At 47.8% G+C, this 24,687-nt stretch carries 22 protein-coding genes, 1 tRNA gene and 2 pseudogenes; 13 read left to right on the forward strand and 12 right to left on the reverse strand.

The features are described 5' to 3' along the window. Positions 1-74 precede the first annotated feature (74 nt). Positions 75-1,013 carry a prolyl aminopeptidase gene (gene pip, locus A2F46_RS09350; RefSeq protein ID WP_066569688.1) on the reverse strand — a complete coding sequence of 313 codons (939 nt, stop codon included), beginning with the start codon at positions 1,011-1,013 and terminating at the stop codon, positions 75-77. A 93-nt stretch (positions 1,014-1,106) separates the two neighbouring features. Continuing rightward, complete coding sequence (gene serB, locus A2F46_RS09355; RefSeq protein WP_066569691.1) at positions 1,107-1,958, reverse strand: phosphoserine phosphatase SerB; 852 nt, start codon at positions 1,956-1,958, stop codon at positions 1,107-1,109. Positions 1,959-2,250: 292 nt separating this feature from the next. On the opposite strand from serB, the gene A2F46_RS09360 reads away from it, so the two are divergent. From A2F46_RS09360 to A2F46_RS09370, 3 genes are all read left to right on the forward strand, one after another. Further along, entirely contained in the window at positions 2,251-4,290 is a 2,040-nt protein-coding gene (locus tag A2F46_RS09360) for an OPT family oligopeptide transporter (protein WP_066569693.1), read from the forward strand. A 522-nt stretch (positions 4,291-4,812) separates the two neighbouring features. Beyond that, positions 4,813-5,433: a hypothetical protein gene (locus A2F46_RS09365; RefSeq protein WP_082783652.1), complete on the forward strand. Its 621-nt coding sequence runs from the start codon at positions 4,813-4,815 to the stop codon at positions 5,431-5,433. After that, entirely contained in the window at positions 5,433-5,942 is a 510-nt protein-coding gene (locus A2F46_RS09370) for a hypothetical protein (protein ID WP_156471614.1), read from the forward strand. Before A2F46_RS09365 ends, A2F46_RS09370 begins: the two co-directional genes overlap by 1 nt. A 166-nt stretch (positions 5,943-6,108) precedes the next feature. On the opposite strand, the gene A2F46_RS09375 is transcribed toward A2F46_RS09370, so the two are convergent. From A2F46_RS09375 to A2F46_RS09395, 5 genes and pseudogenes are all read right to left on the reverse strand, one after another. Next, positions 6,109-6,690, reverse strand: coding sequence for a LysE family translocator (locus A2F46_RS09375; protein WP_066569700.1), 582 nt, complete (start codon positions 6,688-6,690; stop codon positions 6,109-6,111). Positions 6,691-6,998: 308 nt separating this feature from the next. After that, a tRNA-Glu gene (locus A2F46_RS09380) sits at positions 6,999-7,074 on the reverse strand. Positions 7,075-7,133: 59 nt separating this feature from the next. Then, a complete protein-coding gene (locus A2F46_RS09385) occupies positions 7,134-8,510 on the reverse strand; it encodes an ATP-binding protein (protein ID WP_066569702.1) in 1,377 nt (458 codons plus the stop codon). Continuing rightward, on the reverse strand, positions 8,507-9,169 hold the full coding sequence (locus tag A2F46_RS09390) for a winged helix-turn-helix domain-containing protein (protein WP_066569704.1): 663 nt from the start codon (positions 9,167-9,169) through the stop codon (positions 8,507-8,509). The genes A2F46_RS09385 and A2F46_RS09390 overlap by 4 nt, the downstream gene beginning before the upstream one ends. Before the next feature lie 103 nt (positions 9,170-9,272). Further along, positions 9,273-9,964, reverse strand: a pseudogene (locus A2F46_RS09395) (VIT family protein). Between the two features lie 165 nt (positions 9,965-10,129). Here A2F46_RS09395 and A2F46_RS09400 point away from each other — a divergent pair. The 4 genes from A2F46_RS09400 (at position 10,130) to dcd (ending at position 13,930) form a co-directional block, all read left to right on the forward strand. Continuing rightward, positions 10,130-11,755, forward strand: coding sequence for a phosphoethanolamine transferase (locus A2F46_RS09400; protein ID WP_066569707.1), 1,626 nt, complete (start codon positions 10,130-10,132; stop codon positions 11,753-11,755). Between the two features lie 196 nt (positions 11,756-11,951). Then, a complete protein-coding gene (locus A2F46_RS09405) occupies positions 11,952-12,857 on the forward strand; it encodes a recombination-associated protein RdgC (RefSeq protein ID WP_066569709.1) in 906 nt (301 codons plus the stop codon). Positions 12,858-12,900: 43 nt separating this feature from the next. Further along, positions 12,901-13,272: a hypothetical protein gene (locus A2F46_RS09410; protein WP_156471615.1), complete on the forward strand. Its 372-nt coding sequence runs from the start codon at positions 12,901-12,903 to the stop codon at positions 13,270-13,272. Between the two features lie 91 nt (positions 13,273-13,363). Continuing rightward, positions 13,364-13,930, forward strand: coding sequence for a dCTP deaminase (gene dcd / locus A2F46_RS09415; protein ID WP_066569713.1), 567 nt, complete (start codon positions 13,364-13,366; stop codon positions 13,928-13,930). Positions 13,931-14,042: 112 nt separating this feature from the next. Here the strand turns inward: dcd and A2F46_RS09420 are convergent, their stop codons facing one another. From A2F46_RS09420 to A2F46_RS09430, 3 genes are all read right to left on the reverse strand, one after another. After that, on the reverse strand, positions 14,043-14,822 hold the full coding sequence (locus A2F46_RS09420) for a DeoR/GlpR family DNA-binding transcription regulator (RefSeq protein WP_066569715.1): 780 nt from the start codon (positions 14,820-14,822) through the stop codon (positions 14,043-14,045). A 97-nt stretch (positions 14,823-14,919) separates the two neighbouring features. Continuing rightward, complete coding sequence (locus A2F46_RS09425; RefSeq protein ID WP_066569717.1) at positions 14,920-15,834, reverse strand: lysine exporter LysO family protein; 915 nt, start codon at positions 15,832-15,834, stop codon at positions 14,920-14,922. A 94-nt stretch (positions 15,835-15,928) separates the two neighbouring features. Then, positions 15,929-16,705, reverse strand: a complete 777-nt coding sequence (locus tag A2F46_RS09430; protein WP_066569718.1) for a ferredoxin--NADP reductase — start codon at positions 16,703-16,705, stop codon at positions 15,929-15,931. 366 nt (positions 16,706-17,071) lie between these two features. Between A2F46_RS09430 and dtd the strand changes: the two genes are divergently transcribed. Then, positions 17,072-17,533 carry a D-aminoacyl-tRNA deacylase gene (gene dtd / locus A2F46_RS09435; RefSeq protein ID WP_066569738.1) on the forward strand — a complete coding sequence of 154 codons (462 nt, stop codon included), beginning with the start codon at positions 17,072-17,074 and terminating at the stop codon, positions 17,531-17,533. A gap of 73 nt (positions 17,534-17,606) precedes the next feature. Here the strand turns inward: dtd and A2F46_RS09440 are convergent, their stop codons facing one another. Next, a complete protein-coding gene (locus tag A2F46_RS09440) occupies positions 17,607-17,891 on the reverse strand; it encodes a hypothetical protein (RefSeq protein WP_066569719.1) in 285 nt (94 codons plus the stop codon). A 311-nt stretch (positions 17,892-18,202) separates the two neighbouring features. Continuing rightward, on the reverse strand, positions 18,203-19,207 hold the full coding sequence (gene amgK, locus A2F46_RS09445; protein WP_066569721.1) for an N-acetylmuramate/N-acetylglucosamine kinase AmgK: 1,005 nt from the start codon (positions 19,205-19,207) through the stop codon (positions 18,203-18,205). 60 nt (positions 19,208-19,267) lie between these two features. On the opposite strand from amgK, the gene A2F46_RS09450 reads away from it, so the two are divergent. The 5 genes and pseudogenes from A2F46_RS09450 to A2F46_RS09470 form a co-directional block, all read left to right on the forward strand. Then, positions 19,268-21,574: an LPS-assembly protein LptD gene (locus A2F46_RS09450; RefSeq protein ID WP_066569739.1), complete on the forward strand. Its 2,307-nt coding sequence runs from the start codon at positions 19,268-19,270 to the stop codon at positions 21,572-21,574. Then, entirely contained in the window at positions 21,571-22,524 is a 954-nt protein-coding gene (locus A2F46_RS09455) for a peptidylprolyl isomerase (RefSeq protein ID WP_066569723.1), read from the forward strand. Before A2F46_RS09450 ends, A2F46_RS09455 begins: the two co-directional genes overlap by 4 nt. A gap of 57 nt (positions 22,525-22,581) precedes the next feature. Further along, positions 22,582-23,571 carry a 4-hydroxythreonine-4-phosphate dehydrogenase PdxA gene (gene pdxA / locus A2F46_RS09460; protein WP_066569725.1) on the forward strand — a complete coding sequence of 330 codons (990 nt, stop codon included), beginning with the start codon at positions 22,582-22,584 and terminating at the stop codon, positions 23,569-23,571. Between the two features lie 113 nt (positions 23,572-23,684). Continuing rightward, positions 23,685-24,488: an ABC transporter ATP-binding protein gene (locus tag A2F46_RS09465; protein WP_066569726.1), complete on the forward strand. Its 804-nt coding sequence runs from the start codon at positions 23,685-23,687 to the stop codon at positions 24,486-24,488. After that, positions 24,485-24,687: pseudogene (locus tag A2F46_RS09470) on the forward strand (ABC transporter permease); the annotation flags it as partial. The gene A2F46_RS09465 and the pseudogene A2F46_RS09470, both read left to right, overlap by 4 nt.

Here is a 24,687-nt window from a genome sequence, read left to right on the forward strand (position 1 = left end):
AATACCCGACAAAATCAGTCAAGTATAGAAAAGGCTGCCTGAAGAGTATTCAGGCAGCCTTTTCGCAAATGGAATCAAGCGGCGAATTGATCGGTAGCCGCAATCAAAGCTTGTTTATTTTCTGGCTCAAAGGCAGAGTGCCCTGCGATGGTGACCACCAGCGTTGATTGGGGCAGGGCTTGGTGTAATTCCCAAGCAGTGTGCATCGGTGTACACATATCGTAGCGCCCTTGAACGATAATGGTGGGAATATGGCGGATTTTGGCAACGTGATTGAGTAGCGCGAATTCGCCACTGAGCCAGCCTCGATGTGCAAAATAATGGTTTTCAATGCGGGCAATGGCCAAGGCGGCTTTTGCATCATTGTAAACGGCGACGGCTTCGTCGTTGGGGTGCAGATGCACGATGTGGCTTTCCCACTGTGCCCATGCGCGTGCCGCTTGCAGACATTGTGTTTCATCGGTGTTGGGATTGCACAACAATTCATGATAGGCGCTGATGAGGTCGTGTCGTTTGTGCACGGGTATGGGGGCTAAATAGTCCTGCCATGCTTCCGGGAAAAAAGCGTTGGCACCCGCTTGGTTGGCCCAAGCTAGCTCTGAAGGACGGCATAAAAAAATACCACGCAACACCAATTCTCGCACACGCTGTGGATGAGTGATGGCATACGCCAGTGCCAATGTGCTACCCCAAGAGCCGCCAAAGACTTGCCATTGTTCAATACCCAATAGGTTACGTACTTTTTCGATGTCGGCCACCAAATCCCATGTGGTGTTGTCATCAATGCATGCATAAGGCAAAGAGCGACCGCAGCCGCGTTGGTCGATGATGATGATGTGATAGCGATCGGGATCGAAAAAGCCTCGGCATTCGGCTGTGGCACCACCACCGGGACCGCCATGCAAAAAAATGACAGCTTTGCCATTGGGATTGCCACTGCGTTCCCAATAAATTTGGTGGATGTCGGATACGCGTAAAAGACCAGATTGCAGGGGCTCATGGATGGGATACATGGATGGGTTCCTTAGCGGGTTGCCTGAAAGCGCTAGGCAGTATTTTATTGTTGTATATTGGTGCAGTGATTAAAAAAACAGCAGGGTTGTGGGTTAGCGGAACCACTTGCGCACCACATCCAGTCCGCCAAAGCGAACTTGAATGTTTGCTGCTGCTTGGGTCTTGGGTTTGGCGTGGTAGGCCACACCAAAGCCTGCAGCTTGAATCATGGGGATATCGTTGGCGCCATCCCCCATGGCCAAAGTTTGATTGGGCTGCAAATCCAATTTCTGGGTGTATTCGGCCAGTAAATCTGCTTTGGCTTGGGCGTCAATAATCTGTCCAGAGAGTGTGCCTGTGAGTTGCCCTGCTTGAGCGGTAAGTTGATTGGCAAAAGCATAATCCAAGCCATATTTTTGGCGTAATCGCTCGGTAAAATAAGTAAATCCGCCGGAGACCAACATGAATCTCACGCCGTGTTGTTTGCATTCTTTGAGTAGCCACTCAGCGCCTGGTGATGGCTGCAAAACATGTTCATATACGTATTGCAATTCGCCTTCAGGCAGCCCTTTTAAAAGAGCCACACGGGCACGCAATGAGGCTTCAAAATCCAACTCTCCACGCATCGAACGTTCGGTAATGGCCGTGACTTGGTCTTTCAAACCGACACCTGCAGCGATTTCATCTACACACTCAATGGTAATAAAAGTGGAATCCATGTCGCTGACAATTAATCCCAAATGCTCAAAAGGCAGATCGGGGAGAATCGCGAAATCAATGTGTTGAGCCATCAGTGTTGCACCGACTTGTTCAGGCAGCCTGAAGTCAGCAGTGACGGGCACGCGCAAAGTGGTTTGATTGAAAAGATAATCCGATTTTACGAATGCGGGCAAGAACGACAAGGCGGCTAAATCACACTGGGATAATTGCGGGTGTTGCAACACCAAAACAGTTGGCTGAGACATATTATTAAAATAAGCGAGAGCAAATTCAAGCAGTATAGCCACACCACAACAGGCTGACAATGTTGCCAAGGCACTCTTGTGATGGTGGATTTTCTGGTGGGTGTGTTTTAGCAATACACTGGGTAATGGCTCTTAAGTCTGTACACTCAGAAAAATTAAGTACAATATAGGCGCTGACACAGCATAATGTGCCATATTCTTTTTTAATAACAGAATTTTCTAATTCGATTGAATGAAATGTCTGATTCGCATAATGAATGGGCATTGAGTCCAACAAGTTGGGGGTTTTTAGATGTCTAAATCCGCTTTTGAGCTGGCCAGCATGGCTCAATACCGTGAATTGACTTTGCGCGGCATTATTCTAGGTGCTTTGATTACGGTGATTTTTACCGCTTCCAATGTATATTTAGGCCTTAAAGTAGGCCTAACCTTTGCCTCTTCCATTCCTGCTGCAGTGATTTCCATGGCGGTGTTGCAGTTTTTCAAAGGCGCCAACATTTTGGAAAACAATATGGTGCAAACGCAGGCATCTTCAGCGGGTACGTTGTCGTCCATTATTTTTGTATTGCCAGGTTTGCTGATGTTGGGGTATTGGAATGGTTTTCCGTTTTGGCAAACCACGTTGATTTGTGCTGCTGGCGGGATTTTAGGGGTTATTTTTACCATTCCTTTGCGGCACGTAATGGTGGTAAACAGTGATTTGCCTTATCCAGAAGGTGTGGCTGCTGCCGAAATTTTAAAGGCAGGTGACCACAACCAATTGATTTCGGCCAACAGCAATGCGCCTCAAAGCGGCATTAAGCAGATTGTGGCTGGCAGTGTGGTTTCTGGTGTGTTTAGTTTTTTGGCCGGAGGCTTGCGTATATTGAGTGATAGTGCCAGCTATTGGTTTAAGTCGGGTAATGCCATTTTCCAGCTGCCTATGGGGTTTTCTTTTGCCCTATTGGGCGCGGGATATCTGGTGGGTATTACGGGCGGGATTGCTATGATTGCTGGAATGTTGCTGGCTTGGGGGGTAGCCGTGCCGTATTTTTCTGCCATCGCGCCAATGCCTGAAGGCACTACCTTGGCGGGATATGCGATGCAATTGTGGGTTACTAAAGTGCGTTATCTTGGCGCAGGAACCATTGCTGTGGCAGCCATATGGACGTTGTTGACGTTATTTAAACCGATGGTGGAAGGCATGAAACTGTCGTTGCAAGCCTTCCAAAAATCACATACTGAGGCTTCAATTGATCGGGTGCATCAGGATTTATCGCCTAAAACCATGGGCATCATTGCGGTGGCCATGCTGTTGATTTTGGCTGCAACATTTTACCATTTTGTGGCCAGTGCCCCGATTTCAGCGGGCTTGGCCATTGGCTTGGTGATATGCGCTACGCTGTTGGCATTTTTTATTGGTTTCTTGGTGGCGGCTGCCTGTGGTTATATGGCTGGGTTGATCGGTTCTTCTGCTAGTCCCATTTCAGGGATTGGTATTGTTTCCATCGTTTTAATTTCGCTGGTGTTTATGGTGATTGGTCAAACATCAGGGGTGTTTGCACAAGTTGGTGGCAATGAATTCATGACAGCTTTGGCTCTGTTTACCGCTTCGGTAGTGATGGCTGTGGCGACCATCTCCAATGACAATTTACAGGATTTGAAAACTGGCCATTTGGTGCATGCCACGCCGTGGCGCCAGCAAGTGGCTTTGATGGTGGGTTGCGTGGTCGGTGCGATGGTGATTGCCCCTGTATTGGAATTACTCTACAACGCTTATGGCTTCAGTGGTGCCTTGCCACGTCCGGATATGGATGCTACACAGGCATTAGCGGCTCCCCAAGCCACATTAATGACTACCATTGCCAAAGGTATTTTTTCACATAATTTGGAGTGGGGTTATATTTTCACCGGCATGATCATTGGTGTAGTGGTGATCATTATTGATTTAGTGCTGAAAAAATGGCGGCCTGGATTGAGTTTTCCTTCTTTGGCCGTCGGGATGGGGATTTACCTGCCCGCCACCATCATCATGCCTATTTTCATCGGTACCTTGTTGGCGTATTGGTGCACTCGTGTGATCAAAAAACGCCATATGGGCGAATCAGAAAAGCAGGCTGCCTTAAAAACAGTAGAGCGTCGCGGCACCTTGTTTGCCGCAGGCTTGATTGTTGGGGAAAGTTTGGTTGGCGTGGCTTTAGCCATGGTGATTGTCGTGTCTTTGGCGTCTGGTTTTGGTGAATCGCCATTGGCGCTGAATTTGCCCAACTGGGCCGTTCCATCACAAATCCTGGGTTTGCTGGCCTTTGTAATCGGTATTGTGGTGGTTGCTCGGCAAATCGTTAAAAAATAAGTTATTTGAGTGAAATCCTATCTTGAAAAATCGGCGCAGATGCGCCGGTTTTTTTGAATGTGTTTTTGTTTCTTTGGCGAGCATATCTAGCTTGCCCAATGGCATATTTGCGTTCATATTTTTTAATTAATGCACTCAATACCCATATAAGCAGTATTTTGGCGCGTGTGCCAGACGCGGAATTGAATGGGCGATTGGTGTAGTATGCTGTTTACCCATCCTGAATAAGTCAATTCAAAAGATTGCTAAACCTGCGTTGGGAACTTAATCGACTCAGGCTAAATGAAGTAAAGCCATAATGCGCATGCTGGGGATGGGTGTGTTTGAGTGGCACGATGTGCGTAGTTGAATCATTGTGTTATCTTCATATATTGAACTGCGTTGCTAAATTAATATCCAATCAACATGCGAATTAACTGCCATCCGAGTTCACTAATTTTGGGCGTGTCACTACCTGCACGCAACGTAGCCAATATGAATGCTGCACATAGCTATCTCAACTATTTTTATAGATTCAGCACAATGACCGTAGCGTTGACGCGTATTTGGGTTGTTGTGTTGTTGCTTGGCTTGGGCGGATGCCAATCGCTAATGACAGAAAGCGCATCAGTGGTAGCCGGCTTGGGCGGGGCGGCTGTGGCACAAAAAGTAACCGATAATGCGGCTGTGACGGCTGGTATTGGTATTGGCTTTCAGGCAGCCACCCGCTCGGCGGTGCAGTATGCCCTACGCAATAGTCACGGTAAAACCCAGCAGGCGATTGCTCTGGCGGCGGCGCCATTGAATGAGGGCCAAGTGGCTGCTTGGTATTCAACGCACACTATACCGCTGGAACCGGATGAGCGAGGTCGGGTGACAGTGAGTCGCAGCATTAGCGATGGGCTGATGCAGTGTAAAGAAATCGTGTATTCAGTGGATACGATGGTCAAGACCGACTCCGAGGTGGCCGCCACCAGCACATCTGCTCCCAGCTATGCTGTGACGGATGATTTGGATGCTTGGGTAGCCATGCGGACACCAATAGCCAGTCCGAAAAATGTTGCCCACAGCCAGTTTTATGTGGCCTCGATTTGCCAAAGCCCAACTGGTTGGGTATGGGCAACGGCCGAGCCAGCGGTCAGTCGTTGGGGGGCATTGCAGTAATGAAACGGATCCTAGTTAAACGCTTACTACAAACGATCATGTGTTTAGCGCCTATGTTGTCGGGGTGTGGCGTGTTGGCGAGTTTACCCGGGGTGACAGCAGGTGTGGCAATTTCTTCTGCCACCAGCAATCCCGCCGTTGGTTTGGCGGTGGCAACGGCGACGAATGCCGCAGTCGATTCTGGCATAAAATACGTCATGCGCCGCTTTACAGCCAATGAACAGCAGCAAATTGCCAATGCCATTGGACAAACAGCACCTGGGTATCAGCGTACTTGGTCTGTAAAGCAAGCTATTCCCTATTATGGTCGTAATCAAGGACGGGTGGTGGTGGTGCGTGAAGCACCCAATGCGTTGACGACTTGCAAACAAGCATTGTTTTCTGTCGAAGAAAAAGAGCATAAACAAGTGATTGAACACTGGTTTACCTTGGATGTCTGTCAAAATGGCGCTATGTGGCAATGGGCACAATCTGAACCTGCCGTTAGCCGCTGGGGCGCATTGCAATAAGCTGCTTTTGTGTTTCAGGCAACCCGTGCAGTGCTGATTTTCTCATTAATTTAGAGCATACAAAAATACTGTTATAGGCAGATCAATTTTGGGGTTTAAATCCGCAATAGCGTAAGAGCATGATTGAGAAAAATACCACATGGATAAGCGTTGTTGGGTCATGGTCTCAAACGAGGATGGTTTTATAAATAATCACTCCAGCAAAGATAGCCAACACCATGCTGGAAAATTGCTGAAAATGCATCGGGCTGATGTGTAATTTCTCATTGACCAATTTGCCGCCAAACACCACCCAGCAAGCGGCTACTGGAATCAGGGTTACGGTGAATAATGCAAAGTAGGTGAGAAAAGCGGTTGTATTGATCCATGCTATCGGGGGAAAAACCGTAGTGGCAAAAATCATGCCTTTGGGATTCAATAAGGTGGTCAAAAATAGCTTGGCAGGTGTAATGCCTCTGTTTGAAGGTTCATTGGGGCAGTTGGCATGATGCCATAAGTCATAGGCAAGTTTTAAAATATAGACCGCGCATAAGAATTTAATGAGCATCGGTATCAGCGGCCACCATTGCGCTAGACCATGCAAAAAGTGCCCCCAAACACTGATGGAAACGAAATATCCTAGCCATTCGGCTGGAATCAAAGGCAATGATTGCCGTATACCGATACGGGCTCCTGAGGAAGCCAATAGGGTGTTGGTGGGGCCTGGCGTGAATAGAATGGCTAGTACAACAGAAAAAAAAGCAATCATTCGGTCAAAATCAATAATAAGTTAGGATATGCTGAGCAAAGTTACACAGTGAGATTGATCACCAATGTATGAAAGTATATTACCTTGAGAGGGGCATGGGTTGTGTTGTTGGCGTAAAAACTCTGTGAAAGACATCCAAAAGGTAATTGCCAAGGTAATAGTGATGAATGAAATGGGCAGAGCGCATCAGCATGAAGTTGGCTGCTTCTGTGTGTTGGCGCTGCTAGCAGCAATGAAATAAAAGAAATATTTGGGTATATAGTTATCAGACTGATAATCAATTATTTATCTTAATGAGTGACCATAATTGGCACGCCCACGGGGATTCGAACCCCGGTTGCCGCCGTGAAAGGGCAGTGTCCTAGGCCTCTAGACGATGGGCGCATGCAATGAGGCGGGCGGATTATCGCTAAAAATCAGCCCCATTGTCAATCTGGAGGACGTTATGGTGGCATGGCAATGCTGAGTGCAGCAACAAAGCCAATGGTTTGGCCTGACGGATCATGGCGATTATCTAAATGAATGACCAAACCGTGTAAATGAGCAATGCTGTCTGCAATGGACAGCCCTAAGCCGCTGCCATTTTGAGTTTGTCCTGCAGGTCGGAAGAAACGCTCATGTAAGCGCGGCAGATTTTCGGCTGAAACCCCATTACCCATATTAGTGACAGAAATTTGATGTGTACTTATTTGGAGCAGGACTGGGCTGTGTTGGGGACTGTAGCGGATGGCATTGTCCAGAAGATTGCGCAATAATACGGACAGTAGAGTTGCATCACCGTGCACAGGTAAAGCTTGGTCCCAACTGGGTGCCAATAGGATGCGTTGTAAGTGAATGTGTTTTTCGCGTGCCAACAGGCTTACACTTTCTAATGCGTGATTGCTGGTAGTATGCCAATCAATGGGTTGGTTGTCGGTCAAGGTGGAAAGTGGGTCTAAGCGCGATAGTATCAGTAATTGCTCAATCAAATGCTGGGTACGTGCTATGCTTTGCTGCATGCTGTGGATGTGCGCCCATTGTTCATCGTCTAGGTCCGTGAGCGCCAAAACATCAGTGTGTATTTTTAAGGCAGCCAAAGGGCTACGCAATTCATGCGATGCATTGGCTGTGAATTGCAATTCGCGTTGTCTAGCATCATCAACGCGTCTCAGGAGCGCATTCATGGCATTCACCATGGGCCATGTTTCCGCCGGCACGGCTGTGCCCATTGGTGTCAAACTGTATGCATCGCGTTTATTCAAATCTGTGGCTAAGTGCAATAAAGGTTGTGTGCCTTTGCGTACCCCCCATGCGATGAGCCACCATAATATCGGCAAAACCAAGATCGACAGGCTTAATTGTATCCAAACAGCATTAAGTACTGTGGATAGCCGCTCTCGCCTACTGGCACTGACGGCAACATGCAAGTCGTGTTGGTTGTCGTTAAGATAAAATATACGCCACGCGTGTTTTTCCCACCAGCGCCCCTGATTGTGAAAACCCTGAAAATCATGCCGAGGCCTTATTTTCTGTCCGATGTCATCTGCCACCAATAACTGACCATCTTGGCGCCATACCGCAAAACCCATTTCATCGGCATCAATTAGGCCTCGTTGCGCTTTGGTTAGCGCGAGCTTGGTAATCGTGGGTTTGACTGAGGCATCAACCGGTACTTGCAATAGCTCACGCGCCAGTTGGCTCAATTGAGTATCGCCCGCTTCATTGATTTCGTGATACACAGCAATGGCGCTCATGAGCGCAGTGGTCACCCACAAAATTGGCAAAGTTAGCCCCAAATAGACCATGAGCCGACGGCTGATGGCTGTGGTGGATTTCATCATGGCGGAGTACCCAATTGATAGCCCAAACCACGCCGGGTGCGGATGAATGAGGGACCGATTTTTTTACGCAAGTGGTGGATATGGACTTCTACCGCATTGCTTTCTACTTCTTGGTCCCAGCCATATAGCTTGTCTTCTATTTGAGCACGGCTGAGGACTTGGTGGGGATGGGATACCAATAGTGTTAAAAGTAGCCACTCTCGTTGAGTGAGACTGAGGGCTTGTCCATTTAAGGTGGCTGAGCAAGCTGCCACATCCAATTGCAAGCCGCCATACTGTAACATGGGCTGGCTGCGGCCTTGGCTGCGGCGCACTAAGGCATGCAAGCGGGCAATCACTTCATCCAGGGAAAAGGGTTTACACAGATAATCATCGGCACCATTATTGAGTCCGGCCAAACGATCTGGCAGTGCATCGCGTGCCGTAAGAATGAAGACGGGTATGGGTATTTGGTGTTGACGCCAGTAGGCCAATACATCCATGCCATCGATTTCCGGCAGCCCTAAATCCAAAATAACGGCATCATAAGGCGCGTTGAATAAGGCGCTCTGACCTAAGCGCGCGGAGCGAAACCAGTCGCAGGCCATACCATGTTTTTTGAGTCCGGCAACCAGCCCCTCGGCTATGTCGATGTCGTCTTCCAATAATAAAATACGCATAGTTATGTGTTTTCGTATGGGAATAAAATCATTAGGTTTGGGCGACCATGTTTAGGGTTGGTGTGTCGAGTCAATGTAGATGCACATGATGATGCGCATGGGGCTATATACCCAAAATTTTGCCAATGCAGCTGGTGACCAGCAAAGCCAATACCCCCCACATAAAAATACGCGTCAATGCAGGCCAGATAGGCGCACCACCCAATTTGGCCGATATCAGCCTAATACCAGCAATCCTATCATGGTGGTGCTGAAGAGCATGATCATAAGCCCATGTTGGGGTGCCAGAATGGCAATCAATACCGGCAATAAAGCGCCACAGCAAAAAGATAATGCTGAAGCCAAGGCTGCCTGAAATGGTTTGGCACTATTGGTTTCTGTAATACCGATTTCATCACGTGCATGGGCTTCCAATGCATTGTGTGCCGTCAAGGCTTGTGCCACTTCGCGTGCCAAAGGCGCAGAAAGCCCACGTTCTTGATAAATGGTGGTCAATTCAGCCAGTTCATCATCGGGAAACGAAGCCAGTGTGGTTCGCTCTTTGTGTAAGTCGGCTTTTTCGGTATCGGCTTGGCTGGACACCGAAACATATTCTCCTGCGGCCATGGAAATGGCCCCGGCCACTAAGGCAGCGACCCCTGTGAGCATCAGTGTGTGGCTGCTGGGCTGGGCGGCAGCCAATCCCATGAGCAAACTGGCGGTAGAGATCAGACCGTCGTTGGCGCCCAATACACTGGCGCGCAGCCAGTTATTGCGGGTGGAAAAGTGGTTTTCTTCGTGCCAAGAAAAAGTCATCGGTTTCTCTTTAATCAATTCAATGGGACAACAGCATTTCTATCAGTTATGCGCCAGCAAGCTACCTGAATATTGATTTTTGCCATGAGTGTGCCAACGCAGTCTTAAGATTACCTTAATTTTGCTTTTTTAGACTGCCTCCACGCTAATTTTGTGGTGAGTGTGATGAAAATCTCCGTTTTGGGCAGCAGTAACCGGATTATTGCGCTGTTGAGTGTGTATTTTTTAGTGGTGTTTAATGTCCGGCTTTGGCTGGTATTGGCCAAGCAGGCCCCTTTGTTGTATGACCACAATATGGTGCTGTGGTTGGCTATGCCTATTTTTCTCTTGGCGGCCATGAACGTCTTTATTCAACTTTTTTTCTGGCCTTATGTGCATAAAGTGGTGGTGCCCGTCTTGCTAATGGTGGGAGCAGCGGTGAGTTATGCAGCCATGACACAGGATGTTTATTTTAATGCGGATATGATGCAAAACGTATTGCAGACCAATATGGGCGAGGCCAGCGCTTGGCTTAGTGCTGGTTTTTTGTGGTGGTGTCTGGTTACTGGTGTCTTACCCAGCGTGGGTTATGTGTGGGTGGTGCGCTTGGTCTATGCCCATCCTTGGTACCGTGAAGTGGCGTGGCGCTTGTTGAATATATTGATGTCCGTTGTGGTAGCAGGCGCTGTGGTGTTGGCGGCATATGGGCATTTTGCTTCTTTTTTTCGGAACAATAAACAGGTGAATCACCAAATTGCACCAACCAATGTGGTGGGTGTTTTGTTTAAAACAGCCTATAACGCTTATGATGCCAGCCGACCTTTACAGCGCATCGGCTTGGATGCACAGCATCAAGCTCATGTTGGCGGCCGCAAACGGGTGCTGATTTTGGTAGTGGGGGAAACCACCCGTGCAGAAAACTGGGGCTTAAATGGTTATTGGCGTCAAACCACACCACAACTGGCCGCCATGGGCAGCGATATTGTCAATTTTCCGCAAGTAGCTTCTTGTGGCACATCCACTGCGGTGTCAGTACCGTGTTTGTTTTCCAATATGCCGCGCGCGCACTATGATGCGAATCGGGCACGGCATCAGGAAGGGTTGATGGATGTGTTGCAACGGGCTGGGATATCTACGCTTTGGCGTGAGAATGATGGTGGGTGCAAAGGGGCATGCGACCGTATACGTCATGTTGAAGTGCATGACTGGGCGCCAAAACAGGAGTGTGTGGGTGATGGTTGCCAAGACTTGAATTTGCTCACCCATTTGCAGCAGGAAATCCGTGCGTTGCCAACGGATGGCGTGATTGTGTTGCATACCATGGGCAGTCATGGCCCGGCCTATTATCAACGCTATCCAAGTGCCTTCCGCCGTTTTATGCCCACGTGCGATACCAATCAGATTCAGAGCTGTGATAATCAACAATTACGCAATACTTACGACAATACAGTGCTGTATGTTGACCATATGTTGGCCCAAACCATCCGCTTGCTGCAAAGCGAAACCGATTTGGATGCCGCTTTATGGTATTTTTCTGATCATGGCGAATCACTGGGTGAAAACGGCATGTATTTGCATGCTGCGCCTTATGCCATTGCCCCCAGTCAACAGACTCATATCCCAATGATTTTTTGGGCCAATGCAGGGTTCTATCATGATGCTGGTTTAGATGCCTCGTGTTTACAGCGTCGGGCACAGCAAAACCAGTTTTCTCATGATGATGTTTTCCATTCCACTTTGGGTTTAATGGATGCTCGTACGCACGAATATCAGCCTGAGTTGGATGTATTCCGGCCTTGTCGAGCGCATTGAAGATTCATGAATCACGATACCGTTCAGGCAACCTTAATGGTTGCCTGAACGGTATCTGGCAGCGTTCGTAATGGTCAGCGTAATGCCATCTGGGCCAGATAGTTAGTACGGGCGGGGTGTGGGTGCTTTATCGGCGGAGGGGCTTTTGCCGTATAATGCAGATCTTTATAGGTGGTCATACACGAAAGAGCAGTCGATGTGGTTTAAGCAATTGAGTTTTTATCCTTTGGAACAAAATGGCATACCGGTGTTGGAAACATTGGCGGACGCATTGCGCAAAGCTGAATTTGCGCCGTGCATGGGTTTGGATTGGGACAGCATAGGCTTTTGTGCACCAGCGTCTTTTAGTCCAGAAATGGTATTTGCTGCGCAACACACTTGGCGAGTGGCCTTAAAAAAAGAGGAAAAGGTATTACCAGCGGCCGTGATACGGGATGTGCTGGACGACAAGGTTGAGGAAATACAGCAAGCGGAAAGTCGCCAAGTAGGGCGCAAGGAAAAGCAAGAACTGAAGGATAACATCACCGATGACTTGCTGCCTCGTGCCTTTACCAAAAGCAGCAAAACTGAAGCTGTGATTGATACCCAACGTGCTTTGCTGCTCATTAATCAGGGCAACAGCAAGCGAGCTGAAACCTTGCTCACCAAGCTGCGTGACGCTTTGGGTGGGTTGCCTGCCAGCCTGCCGCGTACGCAACAATCTCCGGGTAGCTTGATGACCGAGTGGTTGCTCAATGGTAGTGCAGCCGGTGGTTTTGAACTGGATTGTGATTGTGAACTCAAAGGTGTGGGTGATGCCGCTCCGGTCATTCGCATCAGTCATCAAGATTTGACGGTTGAAGAAGTGGTAAACCATGTCAAGAGCGGCAAAGTTGTTACGCAGCTTGGCTTGGTGTGGCAGGATCGGGTGCGTTGTGTGCTCACACAAGACTTCACGTTGAAGCGCATTCAATTTTTGGATGTGTTGCAAGAAGAAGCCGCCAGCCAAGGAGATGACATGGAAAGCCTGATGTTTGCATCGCAGGTATTGATGACGGAAGCTTTGAGTGATTTACTCTTGGAATTAGTGAGTCACTTGGGTGGATGGCAGCCGGGGCAATAAGCACGTTAAAGCAGGCCAAATCGGCCGCTAAATGGGAGGCGAAATGATACAGCGAAATACGATTAGAATGGCTGCAGCATTGGCTATGGTGAGTGGATTGGTTGCTTGCGCGAATAATGGAGGCGCTTCAGGCAGCCTTAGTAGTCAAACTGTAATGATGTCAAAAACACTGGATTTGCGTCAGTGCGGTCATACTTCAGTCGGCGAAGGCGTTGCGTTTTTGCGTGCGCAATTGCAGCAAGGCGGGATTGATGTATTGGTAGCCACCAATACGCATGATGGCCGTGCCTATCCGGCCATGTGTGGTGGCCCTACGGGTGATTTAGGGGTGTTTACCATTGCCAAAAGCCAGCAAACCAAGGCAGAAAGCCTGGGTTACCGTGTAATTCAAGACCGCAATCAATTGGGTAAATAAAGCCCGTTGTGTGCTGCCAAAAGCGGCGTTGTGGTGGCAGGGTTGCGTTGCATCGGTATAATGCGTCCATTACATTTTTGTAGAGCCCATCATGAGCATCAAATCGGATAAGTGGATTTGCCGCATGAGCGAGCAACATGGCATGATTGAGCCGTTTGAGCCGCGACAAATCAAGCAAGCAGACGGTCAGAAAATCATTTCTTATGGCACTTCCAGCTACGGTTATGACATTCGTTGTGCGCGGGAATTTAAAATTTTTACCAACATCAACAGCACCATTGTTGATCCTAAAAATTTTGATACACGCAATTTTGTTACCGTGGAAGACGATTATTGCATTATTCCACCCAATTCCTTTGCCCTGGCCCGCACCGTGGAGTATTTTCGTATTCCCCGTAATGTGTTGACTGTATGTTTGGGGAAATCAACCTATGCACGCTGTGGCATCATCGTGAATGTGACACCATTTGAGCCCGAGTGGGAAGGATATGTGACGCTGGAATTTTCCAATACCACACCTTTGCCCGCTAAGATTTATGCCAATGAGGGTGTGGCTCAGGTACTGTTTTTTGAAAGCGATGAAGAGTGTGAAACCTCATACCGGGATCGCGCTGGTAAATATATGGGCCAAACTGGCGTGACCTTACCCAAAGCATAAATGAGCGCTTGGAGTTTTGCCTATCGGTTATGCAATAAAAATTGATACCCAAACCAAAAATAAAAAGGCTGCCTGAAACATTGAGGCAGCCTTTTTATTGGACTTGGTTTGTTTATTCATCTTCTTTGTCGGCCAAATACCATTTTACGTCATGATCATCCAATTTTTTAGACAATGCGGGAGAAGGTTCTTCATCAGTAAACAATGCATGAAACTCGGTAATATCACCCATGCGCACCAAGGCATTGCGGCCAAATTTACTGTGGTCAACCGCCAAGTAACGAAAACGCGCATTTTGCATCATTGCCTGCATGACACTGACTTCTTTGTAGTCAAAGTCGAGTAACGAACCGTCTGACTCTATACTGGCCGCACCCAAAACGGCATAGTCGACTTTAAATTGATTAATAAAATCAATGGTGGCCACGCCGGTAATGCCACCATCCACAGCGCGCACCACCCCGGAGGTGATCATGACCGTGTAATCGCTGCGACTGGATACGATGGAGGCAACGTGGATGTTGTTGGTGATGATGCTGAGGTTTTTGTGATTTTTAATCAATGATAAAGCCACGGCTTCGATGGTGGTACCGATGCTCATAAACAAGGAGGCATTGTCGGGAATGTGTTCCGCAATCACGTCGGCAATGTGCGATTTTTCACTTTGCAGTTTATTTTTGCGTGAAAAATAATCTTCATTCTCAATGCTGCTGCCCAATGCGGCGCCGCCATGATAACGTCGCAACAAATTTTCTTCGCATAATTGATTGATGTCGCGGCGGATGGTTTGTGGGGTAACGTCCAAAACCCGTGCCAATTCGTCGATGGGCATAAAACCGCTTTCGCGGATTAAGTCGATGATTTTTTCATGGCGTGGCGTACGGCTCGGCATTTTCATACCTTATAATGATTGTGGCTAAAAGTGAAAAGTATTGTGCATCATTGTTCACATGCGCGCAAGCTGAGTTCCGCTCAGCGAAATTACATGCTCAAAATGCCCATGTAGAGAAAAACACCATTAAAATGGGCGAAACCACATTCACAATAAAACCGAAGCTGATGGCCAGCGGCACGACAGCAATACCGCCAGAGGACTGGATAATAGGGAGGGTAAAATCCAGACTGGTGGCACCCCCTATACCCACCCCCGCGGAGGGATGACGGCGCATGATGAAGGGGATGAACATCAATGCAAAAAATTCGCGTGCCAAGTCATTTAAGAGTGCGATACTGCCCCAAATGGGGCCATAAGCTTCTGTCATGACAATGCTGGAGAGTGAGTACCAGCCATAACCTGATGATAGAGCCAACCCTTGCGACCAAGATACATGAGGTAATGTCGCTGCAAACACGATGCCGGCAGCCAGATTGGCAAGCATGAACCAAGCGGCTGTTTGTACGCCGCGCCGATTGATAAAAACTTGCCGCAAAGTGATGCCACTGCTGCGTAATTGCACACCCACAAGAAACACCAACAACATGAGCGCATCGGTGCTGGCGGCATCGGGCGGCAGCCATTGTGTGGGCAATGCTTTACCCAACAACAATCCCAATAATACGCAAGCCACTTGTTTCAGGCTGCCTGAAACACTAACACGGGTTTTGTGGTTTTGCTGTGTGCACGGCCGTTGCGTCCAAGGGCGTTTATGGTCGAAAACCATCAATACCACCAAATTCAAACCAATGGTGCAAACAAACAACCACACAGTGGTCAGCGCAATCAGATGCAGTTGATTGCCCAAGTTGGGTACTTTGGCCAGCGAGAGTCCAATTAAAACCAAAATCAAATATACCAGCCAAGACAAACCACGGTTCACCCACGCCACACCGGCAGGTGGCAATCGCACGCAAAAGCCGACAAACAGCGGCAACAAAATGGTAATGAGGGTGATGAGACTGTGCATAAGGCATTCACATAAAAATAAGCTGCCGATGGCCGACAGCTTGATTCAGGCAGCCCAAACCAAGGGCTTGGGTGAACAGGGATAATAAAACGGCTTATTGTTCCACAAAGGCGCGTTCGATGACATAGTCGCCGCGCTGCCCCATTTTTGGGGAAATTTTCAGACCAAACTCATTGAGTGTATCGCATGAATCCTTGAGCATGCCTGGGCCGCCGCAAATCATGGCACGATCCACGGTAGGGTTGATGGGTTCCATGTTGATGTCTTCAAATAACTGGCCCGTACGCATCAAATTGGTTAATCGCCCTTGGTTTTTAAATGCTTCTCGAGAGACCACTGGATAATAAATCAGTTTTTCACGTACCAATTCACCCAAATACTCGTGATTGGGTAAGCCATGGGTGAAGTGTTCATAATAGGCTAAATCTTTTGTATAGCGCACACCATGAATCAACACCACTTTTTCAAATTGCTCATAGACATCCGGGTCTTTCGTGATACTCAAAAAAGGGGCCAAGCCAGTGCCGGTGGAGAGTAAATAGAGATTTTTACCCGGATTTAAATCGCCTGCAATTAACGTGCCGGTGGGTTTTTTACTGATTAATACTTCATCGCCAACTTTCAAATGTTGCAGACGACTGGTCAATGGACCATCTTGTACCTTGATACTGAAAAATTCCAAATGTTCTTCCCAGTTGGCACTGGCAACGCTGTACGCGCGCATCAGTGGCTTGCCATCGACCATTAAGCCAACCATAACAAATTGACCATTCTGGAAGCGCAATGCATCATCCCGGGTACAGGTGAAAGTGAAGTAGGCATCGGTCCAGTGATGCACAGATAAAACTTTTTGAACGTTGAAAGCGGCCATGTATATTTATTCCAGTTGAACACATTGTTTGCCACAGAAGGTACGTGCCATTGAATCAGCAAAACCGAAGCAAACATGCAGCATTAAGCTGCACGCATGAGCAAAAACTCGATTTTAAGGGAAAACCGTTGTCTTCACAATGAAACGACACCAACATCATCAATCTGATTGTGCCTCATTGGACAGAATGTCGGCGGCAGGTGAATTATCGATATTGCATAATTAAATATTTTGGCATATTATGCAATCGCTCCTAATCTAAGGCGGATCGTGGATATATTATTGATGCCGCTGATATTTTCATTTTTTATTCTGCTATTCTGTGGCTTAATAAAACAGCCCCCTCAAAGTATTTTAAGAGAAGACATGCGAGCTGTTATTCAAAAAGTATTGGAAGCCAACATTGGTGTGGTGGAAAGCCATGAATTGGTCCATGTTGATCACATTGATCAAGGCTTGGTGGTTTTGGTGGGTATCACCCATGATGACACCAACCGAGATGTTGCGTATGTGGCGGATAAAATTGCCCATATGCGTATTTTTGCAGATGCAGACGATAAAATGAACCTGTCTATTCAAGATGTGGCAGGTGAAATCTTGCTGGTTTCGCAATTTACGCTGTTTGGGGATATGCGCAATGGCCGTCGTCCTTCTTTTATTGAGGCCGCGCGACCTCAACAAGCCCGCGCTTTGTATAATGACTTGGCAGATTTACTCATGGATATGGGACTCGTGGTTAAAACCGGTCATTTTCGCACCCACATGAACATAGAATTGAACAATGATGGACCAGTAACCATCTTATTGGATTCCAAAAAATTGTTTTAATTTTTACGATGAATATTGAGGATTTCTGCAATAAAAAATCCCTGATTTATCAGGGATTTTTTATTGCATCTACTTATTCACCACGTGGCGGCATCGGTTGTTGCTGATCCATAGGCTGTGCTTGCGCTTTATGTTTGGGTGGCAATGGTTGCGGTTTCTTTTGAGCCAAGGGACGTTGGTGGTTTTTTTTCAATTGGGGTTTTGCCGCGCGCTTCTGATGTTTTAAGTGGTGTTTTTGCGGTTGAGCATTAGGTTGTTGCACCTGCGGTTTGGGAGGTACTGGTTCACCAGGTGCTGCCAACGTGATACCGGATAAAGCCAAACTTGAGGCAGTCAACAATGCCAATACTTTTTTCATAATTGTTTCCCAGGTTTTTAGGTTTAAGGTATTTTTAGTTTAGTCCTAACCATCCTGATTAGGGGTTAAATAAGGTGATGAATGAGTGGCTGTAGGCTAAATTTTGTTAGCGTTGCATATCCTTGGCGATCCCCTTTTTGACAGAAGGCGATAGCTACCGCAGTGTCATTAACTATTCTCAAACAGAGCATGCCCGAATTGTCCGCTTATGTTTTTTTAAATGAAACAGATAACCTAAATTCATTGGGCATGGCATGTTCCTGCTGCTGCATTCAGGCAGCTGTGGCGTGATAATCTATCCGATATGCCAACTAAAAAGTGTAACCAGTTTGTAAATCTTCATCACCTACGAGTTCGACCAATAATGCATACAACGGCGCCAAAGCGCCGTATCTACGCGCTGTTTTGCGCAGGTAGTTTAGAAAGCGAGGAATTTCGCCACGGTATTTGTCTTTGCCATCGCGGTAATACAGCCGGGCAAAAATACCAGCGACTTTCAAATGTCGTTGCACGCCCATCCATTCAAAATCGCGATAGAACGTGTCGAATTCTGCAGGTACGGGTAAGTTTGCTGCACGTGCTTTTTCCCAATATCGAATGACCAAGTCCAATACAAACTCTTCATTCCACTCAATAAAAGCATCCCGTAGCAAAGACACCAAGTCATAACTGATAGGGCCATACAACGCATCTTGGAAATCTAGAACACCTGGGCGGCTGGGTGTCAACATCAGGTTGCGCACAATAAAGTCGCGGTGAACATAAACGGAAGATTGGACTGTTAATACAGGGATGAGCACATCTAAAGTTTGTTGCCACAGTTGTTTTTGCTTGAAATTCAAGCTTTTGTTCAACTCTTTGGCCACAAACCAGTCTGGAAAAAGTTGTAATTCGCGCAGCAATACGGCTTCATCGTATTCAGGCAGCCTGCCTGGTTTGCTGCTTTGCTGCAGTAATACCAACTCATCAATGGCTTCCAACAATAAAGCTTTGTGAACTTCTGGGCGGCTGTCGTGCTCTAATGCGGCTAAATAAGGAGTGTGGCCGAAATCCTGCAGCGTCATAAATCCTTGCGCAACATCAGTATGATAAATGGTGGGGACATTGACAGCTTGAAACAACTGCTGCACTTTGATGTAAGGCTCAATGCTCATTTTATCCGGCGGCGCATCCATGCAGATAACGCTATCGCCATTGTCAAAGGTGGCGCGGAAATAGCGACGAAAGTCAGCATCGGCAGCGGCAAAGCTGAGTGCCAGTGTTTGGTCAGGGTAGCATTCAGCCAGCCAGTTTTTTAGTTGGGTTTCTCGTTGCATGGTCATTTTCAGGTTAAAATAAACGCTATTTTAACTGGCAAATCCGGTAAGGGTGATACTTTGTCCCGATTGTTTAATCAAAAACCGCTGGTTCTGGCCTTATTGGCCGGATTTACTGCTTTGCCTGCCATGGCATGGGCAGATTCTGGATTGGCGATGGGCAGCTCAGTCTGTCATGCCCCTAATCCGCCTAAATATTTTGTGTCGCCACCGCAAAGTAGTGGAGATGGTCCATTGGTACAGGATGCGACGCGGGTTGTGGCCGACGATGTCAGTGGCCAATCTCAAGTGCGGGTTCATGCCAAGGGCAATGTCATTGTTGAGCGCAATCAACAAACACTCAATGCTGATTGGGCGGATTATGATCAGCAAAACCAGCTATTGAAAGCTGGTGATGAATTTACTTTTTCGGATGGTCAAGGCCGCGTGAGTGGTGACAAAATCACCTATGATCTGTCCACTGATTCTGGCGTGGCCGATGCGGCTCGCTTTGAGACTGAGCAGGAAGGGCGACGGTTGCAGGGTGTGGGCAAGACTGTGCAAATGGAAGGCAAGCAGCGCTACCGTTTGGAGCACGCCCAATTCAATACCTGTAATCCTGGAGACGATAGTTGGTATATTCGTGCCAGCAGCATTGATACCGATTACGACAAAAATGTGGGTGTGGCACGCAATGCCACGTTTGTGTTTGGTGGTGTACCGTTGTTTTATACGCCTTGGATTGATTTTCCACTGAATGGCAATCGCAAGAGTGGCTTGTTGGCGCCCACAGTTAAAGCTGGATCAGATGGCTTTGAATTGATGATGCCGTATTACTTTAACTTGGCGCCCAATTATGATGCGACGTTTAAGCCGCATTACATCAGTAAACGTGGATTACAACTGGGTGGTGAGTTTCGTTATTTGCAGCCAAATTATGTAGGCGAAGTCAATGGTGAGTGGCTTCCCGATGACCGAGATAGCACCCATAATAATCGCTATAAGCTGGATTGGACGCATCAGCAAAATTTAAATTCATGGATAAGCGGATTGTCTGGTGGTGTGGATTTCCATCAGGTATCGGATGATGATTACCAGCGTGATTTTTGGAATGCAGATAACGATAGTGTTAATTTGAATCGCCAATTTTGGTTGAATCACCATGCCGATCTTTGGGGTGGTACAGCCGACAGCTACTTTACCGTTAAGAAATACCAGACTTTAGCTTCCACTACGGGCTATAAAGACGAACCTTATGCAATGATGCCGCGTCTGAGCAGCAATTGGGGGCGTTCATTCGGTGATAATTACCGTGTGAATGTTTATGGAGAAGCCACGCGATTTACGCATGACAGCAAGCAAGAAGGCAACCGGGTGGTGGTATATCCAACAGCCACTGCGGAGTTCGCTAACAGCTGGGGTTATATACGCCCTAAAATTGGCGTACATGCTACCCATTATGATTTGGATGCTTTTGACGGTTTAAAATCACGCAGCGTAAATCGGGTTTTGCCGATCGTGAGCGTGGACAGCGGAGTCACTTTTGAGCGGCCTTGGCAATGGCGAAACCGAGATTACATACAGACGCTAGAACCGCGATTGTTTTATACCTACATTCCATCCAAAGAACAGAACGATTTGCCTCTGTTTGACACTTCCGAAAATGATTTCACCTATGCTCAGTTGTTCCGTGAAAATCGCTTTTCAGGGCAAGATCGCATTAATTCTGCCAATTTCATTACCATGGCATTGCAAACGCGTGTATACGACAAAAAAACTGGCGTAGAGCGACTCAGTGCGGGCGTGGGGCAGCGTTTTTACTTTAATCGCGATGATGTGTTGTTGGATGGCTCAGTAACTGAGAATGCTCGGAATCGCTCTGATATTTTGGCTTTTGCGCGTGCCAATGTGAATGATCAAATTCGCGTGGAAGGCAATTGGCACTACAATGAAAACCTGAAAACATCAGAGAGTTATGATGCAGGTATTCGCTATACTCCTGAGACAGGCAAAACCGTATCAGTGCGCTATAAATATGGGCGCTACGAAGAGCTATATGACAATGTCTATGGTAAGCTGCGCCAGCTGGATATTGGCGTGCAGTGGCCGGTTGCCCAAAATTGGTATGTGATGGCGCGCCAAAATTACGATTTAGACAATCATAAATCACTGAATCGATTGCTTGGGGTGCAGTACCAAAGTCCTTGCAATTGTTGGAGCGCAAGCTTTGTGGCGAATCGCTATGTGAATGGGGTGAACAGCACCAAAACTGCTTATTTTGTGCAATTGCAGTTGCGTGATTTAACCAGCGTTGGTAATAATCCAATGGATGAGTTGCGTACAGCCATTCCCGGCTACAGCAATGTCAATGAGGTAAAACGCAGATGAAGCAAATAAAACAATGGATGGGCGTGGCTGCAATTGGGATGGTGTTTCAGGCAGCCCAAGCCGCAGGTGTTCAGTCAGTCGACAGCATTGTGGCGGTGGTGAATAATGATGCCATTACGCAGCAAGAACTCAACTGGGCCACCAGTCAGGCTCGTGCACAGCTGCCCAAAGGTAGTAAAGCGGATGGTGCAGCAGTACGTCAACAAGCTTTGCTGCAGTTGGTGAATCAGAGTTTGCTGGTGCAGGCCGCGAAGCGCAATGGTGTATCGGCTTCGGAGGCGGACATCGATGCAGAAGTGGTGCGCATTGCGGCCAGTAAAAAAATAACTGTGGATCAGCTTTACCACCAGATCGCTAAGGAAGGGGTGGGCAAAAATACGTTGCGGCGCACTATTGGTGAAAATATCTTGGCGCAGAAAGTGGCCGACAGCGAGGCTATGAGCAAAGGTCAAGTGACAGAAGCCGAGATTGATGATGCCATTGCCCGAGCCAAACAAGCAGGCAAAGCTTTACCTCCGCCAGTTACTACCTATACCTATCATGTACAACACATTTTGATTAAAGACGATACTGAGCAATCTCGAAAATTAACACGGCAAATTGCGGAACAGGCGCGCGCAGGTGCTAATTTCGAGCAGTTGGCGCGGCAATATTCGCAGGATGGCAGTGCGGCCAATGGCGGCGATTTAGGCTGGATTGCGGAAGGGCAGACAGTGGCGCCATTTGAGGCTGCAGTGAAGGCGCTTAAGCCTGGTCAAGTGAGTCAACCAATCCGTTCTCAATTTGGCTGGCATGTTGTGCGTTTGGTGGCGGTGAAGTCCAACGACAGTCCTGAGCAACAACAACGCAATGGTATGCGCGCTGTTTTGACCCAAGAAAAACGAGCAGCGGTGATGCAAAATTTATTGCAGCAATTACACCAACAGGCTTTTATTCAGGTTCGACAATAACATGTTGGCTTTTTTCAGGCAGCCTTAAGGCTGCCTGAAATACTTTGGACGACAACGATGACAGCTTTACCTAAAATCGCGGTAACCAGTGGCGAGCCTGCTGGTATTGGTCCAGATATTTGCTTGGATTTGCCGAGCATGGGTTTGCCCGGACACGTTGTGGTGCTGGGTAATTTGGCCTTATTGAAGGCCCGTGCCAATGGTTTGGGCAAGCAGGTGGCTTTGCGATCATACCGCCCTGATTTGGCATATGATCCCACCGTATTGGATGTGTTGGATGTGCCGCTGCCTCAGCCAGTTCAAGCCGGTTGCTTGGATGTGGCCAATGCCCCTTATGTATTGGCACTGCTTGATCGAGCCTATGAAGGCATACAATGTGGTGAGTTTGTTGCCATGGTAACCGCGCCAGTACACAAAGGCATCATTAATGATGCGGGCGTTCCTTTTAGCGGGCATACTGAGTATCTGGCAGACAAAAGCCACACCAAACAAGTGGTGATGATGCTTGCCGGTGGCGGCTTGCGAGTGGCTCTGGCAACCACCCATTTACCGTTGCGGTCAGTACCGGCCGCCATCACTGCAGATTTATTGATATCGGTATTGACGATTTTGCAACATGATTTGCAAACCAAATTTGGTTTGCCGCAGCCGCGTATTTTGGTGGCGGGCTTGAATCCTCATGCTGGAGAGCAAGGCCATTTGGGCCATGAGGAGCAAGACATCATTGAGCCGGTGATACAGCAATTACAGAAACAAGGGCTGGCAGTGCGAGGGCCGTTCCCTGCTGATACCTTGTTTCAGCCATTTATGTTGAAAGATGCCGATGCGGTATTGGCCATGTACCATGATCAAGGCTTACCGGTATTGAAATATGCCAGTTTTGGTAAGGGTGTTAATATCACCTTGGGGCTGCCTTTTATCCGTACTTCGGTGGATCATGGTACGGCGTTGGATCTGGCGGGGCGGGGTGCGGCAGATTCAGGCAGCCTGCATGAAGCGGTGTTGTGTGCATGGGACATGAGTACCCATCATCGTCCGGCGCTTTAGACCACAGCCCTATACTGGATTACAATAATCTCAACACAGTTAGTTTGCTTCGGGTGCGTCTGGGTGTTTAAAATACCCAGCCCAGTTGACGGCAGAGCAGGAAGCGGAGAGGCATGGATACGGCGTTTATTGAAATGAAAAATGTGGCGTTTTCTTATGGAGACAGGCCCATTTTGCAAAACATCAATTTTGCTGTGCCCCGGGGTAATTTTGCCGCTATTATGGGTGGTTCGGGCAGTGGTAAAACCACGCTGCTGCGCTTGATTACAGGGCAAATTCAACCACAGCAAGGGCAAGTGTTGATTAATGGGCGTAACTTGGCTGGGTTTACTGCCGAAGAACTATACGAACACCGGCGCAATATGGGGGTACTATTTCAATTCGGGGCATTGTTTACTGATTTATCGGTATTTGAAAATGTGGCGTTCCCTATGCGCGAACACACCCGGTTGCCTGAAAGTGTCATCCATGATTTGGTGATACTGAAATTGCATGCAGTGGGTTTACGCGGCGTGCAGGATTTAATGCCTGCAGAGTTGTCAGGTGGTATGGCTCGCCGTGTGGCCTTGGCCAGAACCATCGCTTTGGATCCAAGCTTGTTGCTGTATGATGAGCCATTTACTGGTTTGGATCCCATATCGTTGGGTGTGATTGCCAGTTTGGTCAGTCGAGTGAATCAGGCACTGCAATCAACCAGTATTATGGTAACGCATGATATTCAGCAATCTTTACATATCGTGAATCAAGTGGTTTTTTTGGCGCACGGTGAGATCGTGTTTTCAGGCAGCCCTGAGGAAATGCGCCGTTTAGATTCACCTTGGATTAATCAGTTTATACAAGGTCAAGCTGATGGTCCGGTGGCTTTCCGGTATCCGGCCAAAACCACATTACAACAGGATTTGCATTTATTGACATGAACCCCATTCAAGCTTTGGGCCGGAAAGCCCTCAATTTTATTCAGCAATTGGGCCGAGTGGTGTTGTTTTTCGGTGCCATTTTGTGGCGCAGTGGCGCTGCGTTGCGACGTCCGCGATTGGGCATCCGGCAAATGTACTTTGCGGGCGTGCTGTCGATTGTGATTATTGCGGTTTCTGGTTTGTTTGTGGGCATGGTGCT

Origin of the sequence: Snodgrassella sp. CFCC 13594 (genome assembly GCF_001590725.1) — a bacterium.
Classification (GTDB): domain Bacteria; phylum Pseudomonadota; class Gammaproteobacteria; order Burkholderiales; family Neisseriaceae; genus Snodgrassella.

Bases quoted from the DNA above. Each gene is read 5' to 3' on its own strand.
- A2F46_RS09410 (WP_156471615.1), top strand. From the start codon at position 12,901: ATGATACAGCGAAATACGATTAGAATGGCTGCAGCATTGGCTATGGTG.
- A2F46_RS09370 (WP_156471614.1), top strand. From the start codon at position 5,433: ATGAAACGGATCCTAGTTAAACGCTTACTACAAACGATCATGTGTTTA.
- dcd (WP_066569713.1), top strand. From the start codon at position 13,364: ATGAGCATCAAATCGGATAAGTGGATTTGCCGCATGAGCGAGCAACAT.
- A2F46_RS09365 (WP_082783652.1), top strand. From the start codon at position 4,813: ATGACCGTAGCGTTGACGCGTATTTGGGTTGTTGTGTTGTTGCTTGGC.
- A2F46_RS09405 (WP_066569709.1), top strand. From the start codon at position 11,952: ATGTGGTTTAAGCAATTGAGTTTTTATCCTTTGGAACAAAATGGCATA.
- A2F46_RS09425 (WP_066569717.1), bottom strand. From the start codon at position 15,834: ATGCACAGTCTCATCACCCTCATTACCATTTTGTTGCCGCTGTTTGTC.
- A2F46_RS09390 (WP_066569704.1), bottom strand. From the start codon at position 9,169: ATGCGTATTTTATTATTGGAAGACGACATCGACATAGCCGAGGGGCTG.
- serB (WP_066569691.1), bottom strand. From the start codon at position 1,958: ATGTCTCAGCCAACTGTTTTGGTGTTGCAACACCCGCAATTATCCCAG.
- amgK (WP_066569721.1), bottom strand. From the start codon at position 19,207: ATGCAACGAGAAACCCAACTAAAAAACTGGCTGGCTGAATGCTACCCT.
- A2F46_RS09455 (WP_066569723.1), top strand. From the start codon at position 21,571: ATGAAGCAAATAAAACAATGGATGGGCGTGGCTGCAATTGGGATGGTG.
- A2F46_RS09420 (WP_066569715.1), bottom strand. From the start codon at position 14,822: ATGCCGAGCCGTACGCCACGCCATGAAAAAATCATCGACTTAATCCGC.
- A2F46_RS09400 (WP_066569707.1), top strand. From the start codon at position 10,130: ATGAAAATCTCCGTTTTGGGCAGCAGTAACCGGATTATTGCGCTGTTG.
- A2F46_RS09465 (WP_066569726.1), top strand. From the start codon at position 23,685: ATGGATACGGCGTTTATTGAAATGAAAAATGTGGCGTTTTCTTATGGA.
- pip (WP_066569688.1), bottom strand. From the start codon at position 1,013: ATGTATCCCATCCATGAGCCCCTGCAATCTGGTCTTTTACGCGTATCC.
- A2F46_RS09360 (WP_066569693.1), top strand. From the start codon at position 2,251: ATGTCTAAATCCGCTTTTGAGCTGGCCAGCATGGCTCAATACCGTGAA.
- pdxA (WP_066569725.1), top strand. From the start codon at position 22,582: ATGACAGCTTTACCTAAAATCGCGGTAACCAGTGGCGAGCCTGCTGGT.
- dtd (WP_066569738.1), top strand. From the start codon at position 17,072: ATGCGAGCTGTTATTCAAAAAGTATTGGAAGCCAACATTGGTGTGGTG.
- A2F46_RS09375 (WP_066569700.1), bottom strand. From the start codon at position 6,690: ATGATTGCTTTTTTTTCTGTTGTACTAGCCATTCTATTCACGCCAGGC.
- A2F46_RS09385 (WP_066569702.1), bottom strand. From the start codon at position 8,510: ATGATGAAATCCACCACAGCCATCAGCCGTCGGCTCATGGTCTATTTG.
- A2F46_RS09430 (WP_066569718.1), bottom strand. From the start codon at position 16,705: ATGGCCGCTTTCAACGTTCAAAAAGTTTTATCTGTGCATCACTGGACC.
- A2F46_RS09440 (WP_066569719.1), bottom strand. From the start codon at position 17,891: ATGAAAAAAGTATTGGCATTGTTGACTGCCTCAAGTTTGGCTTTATCC.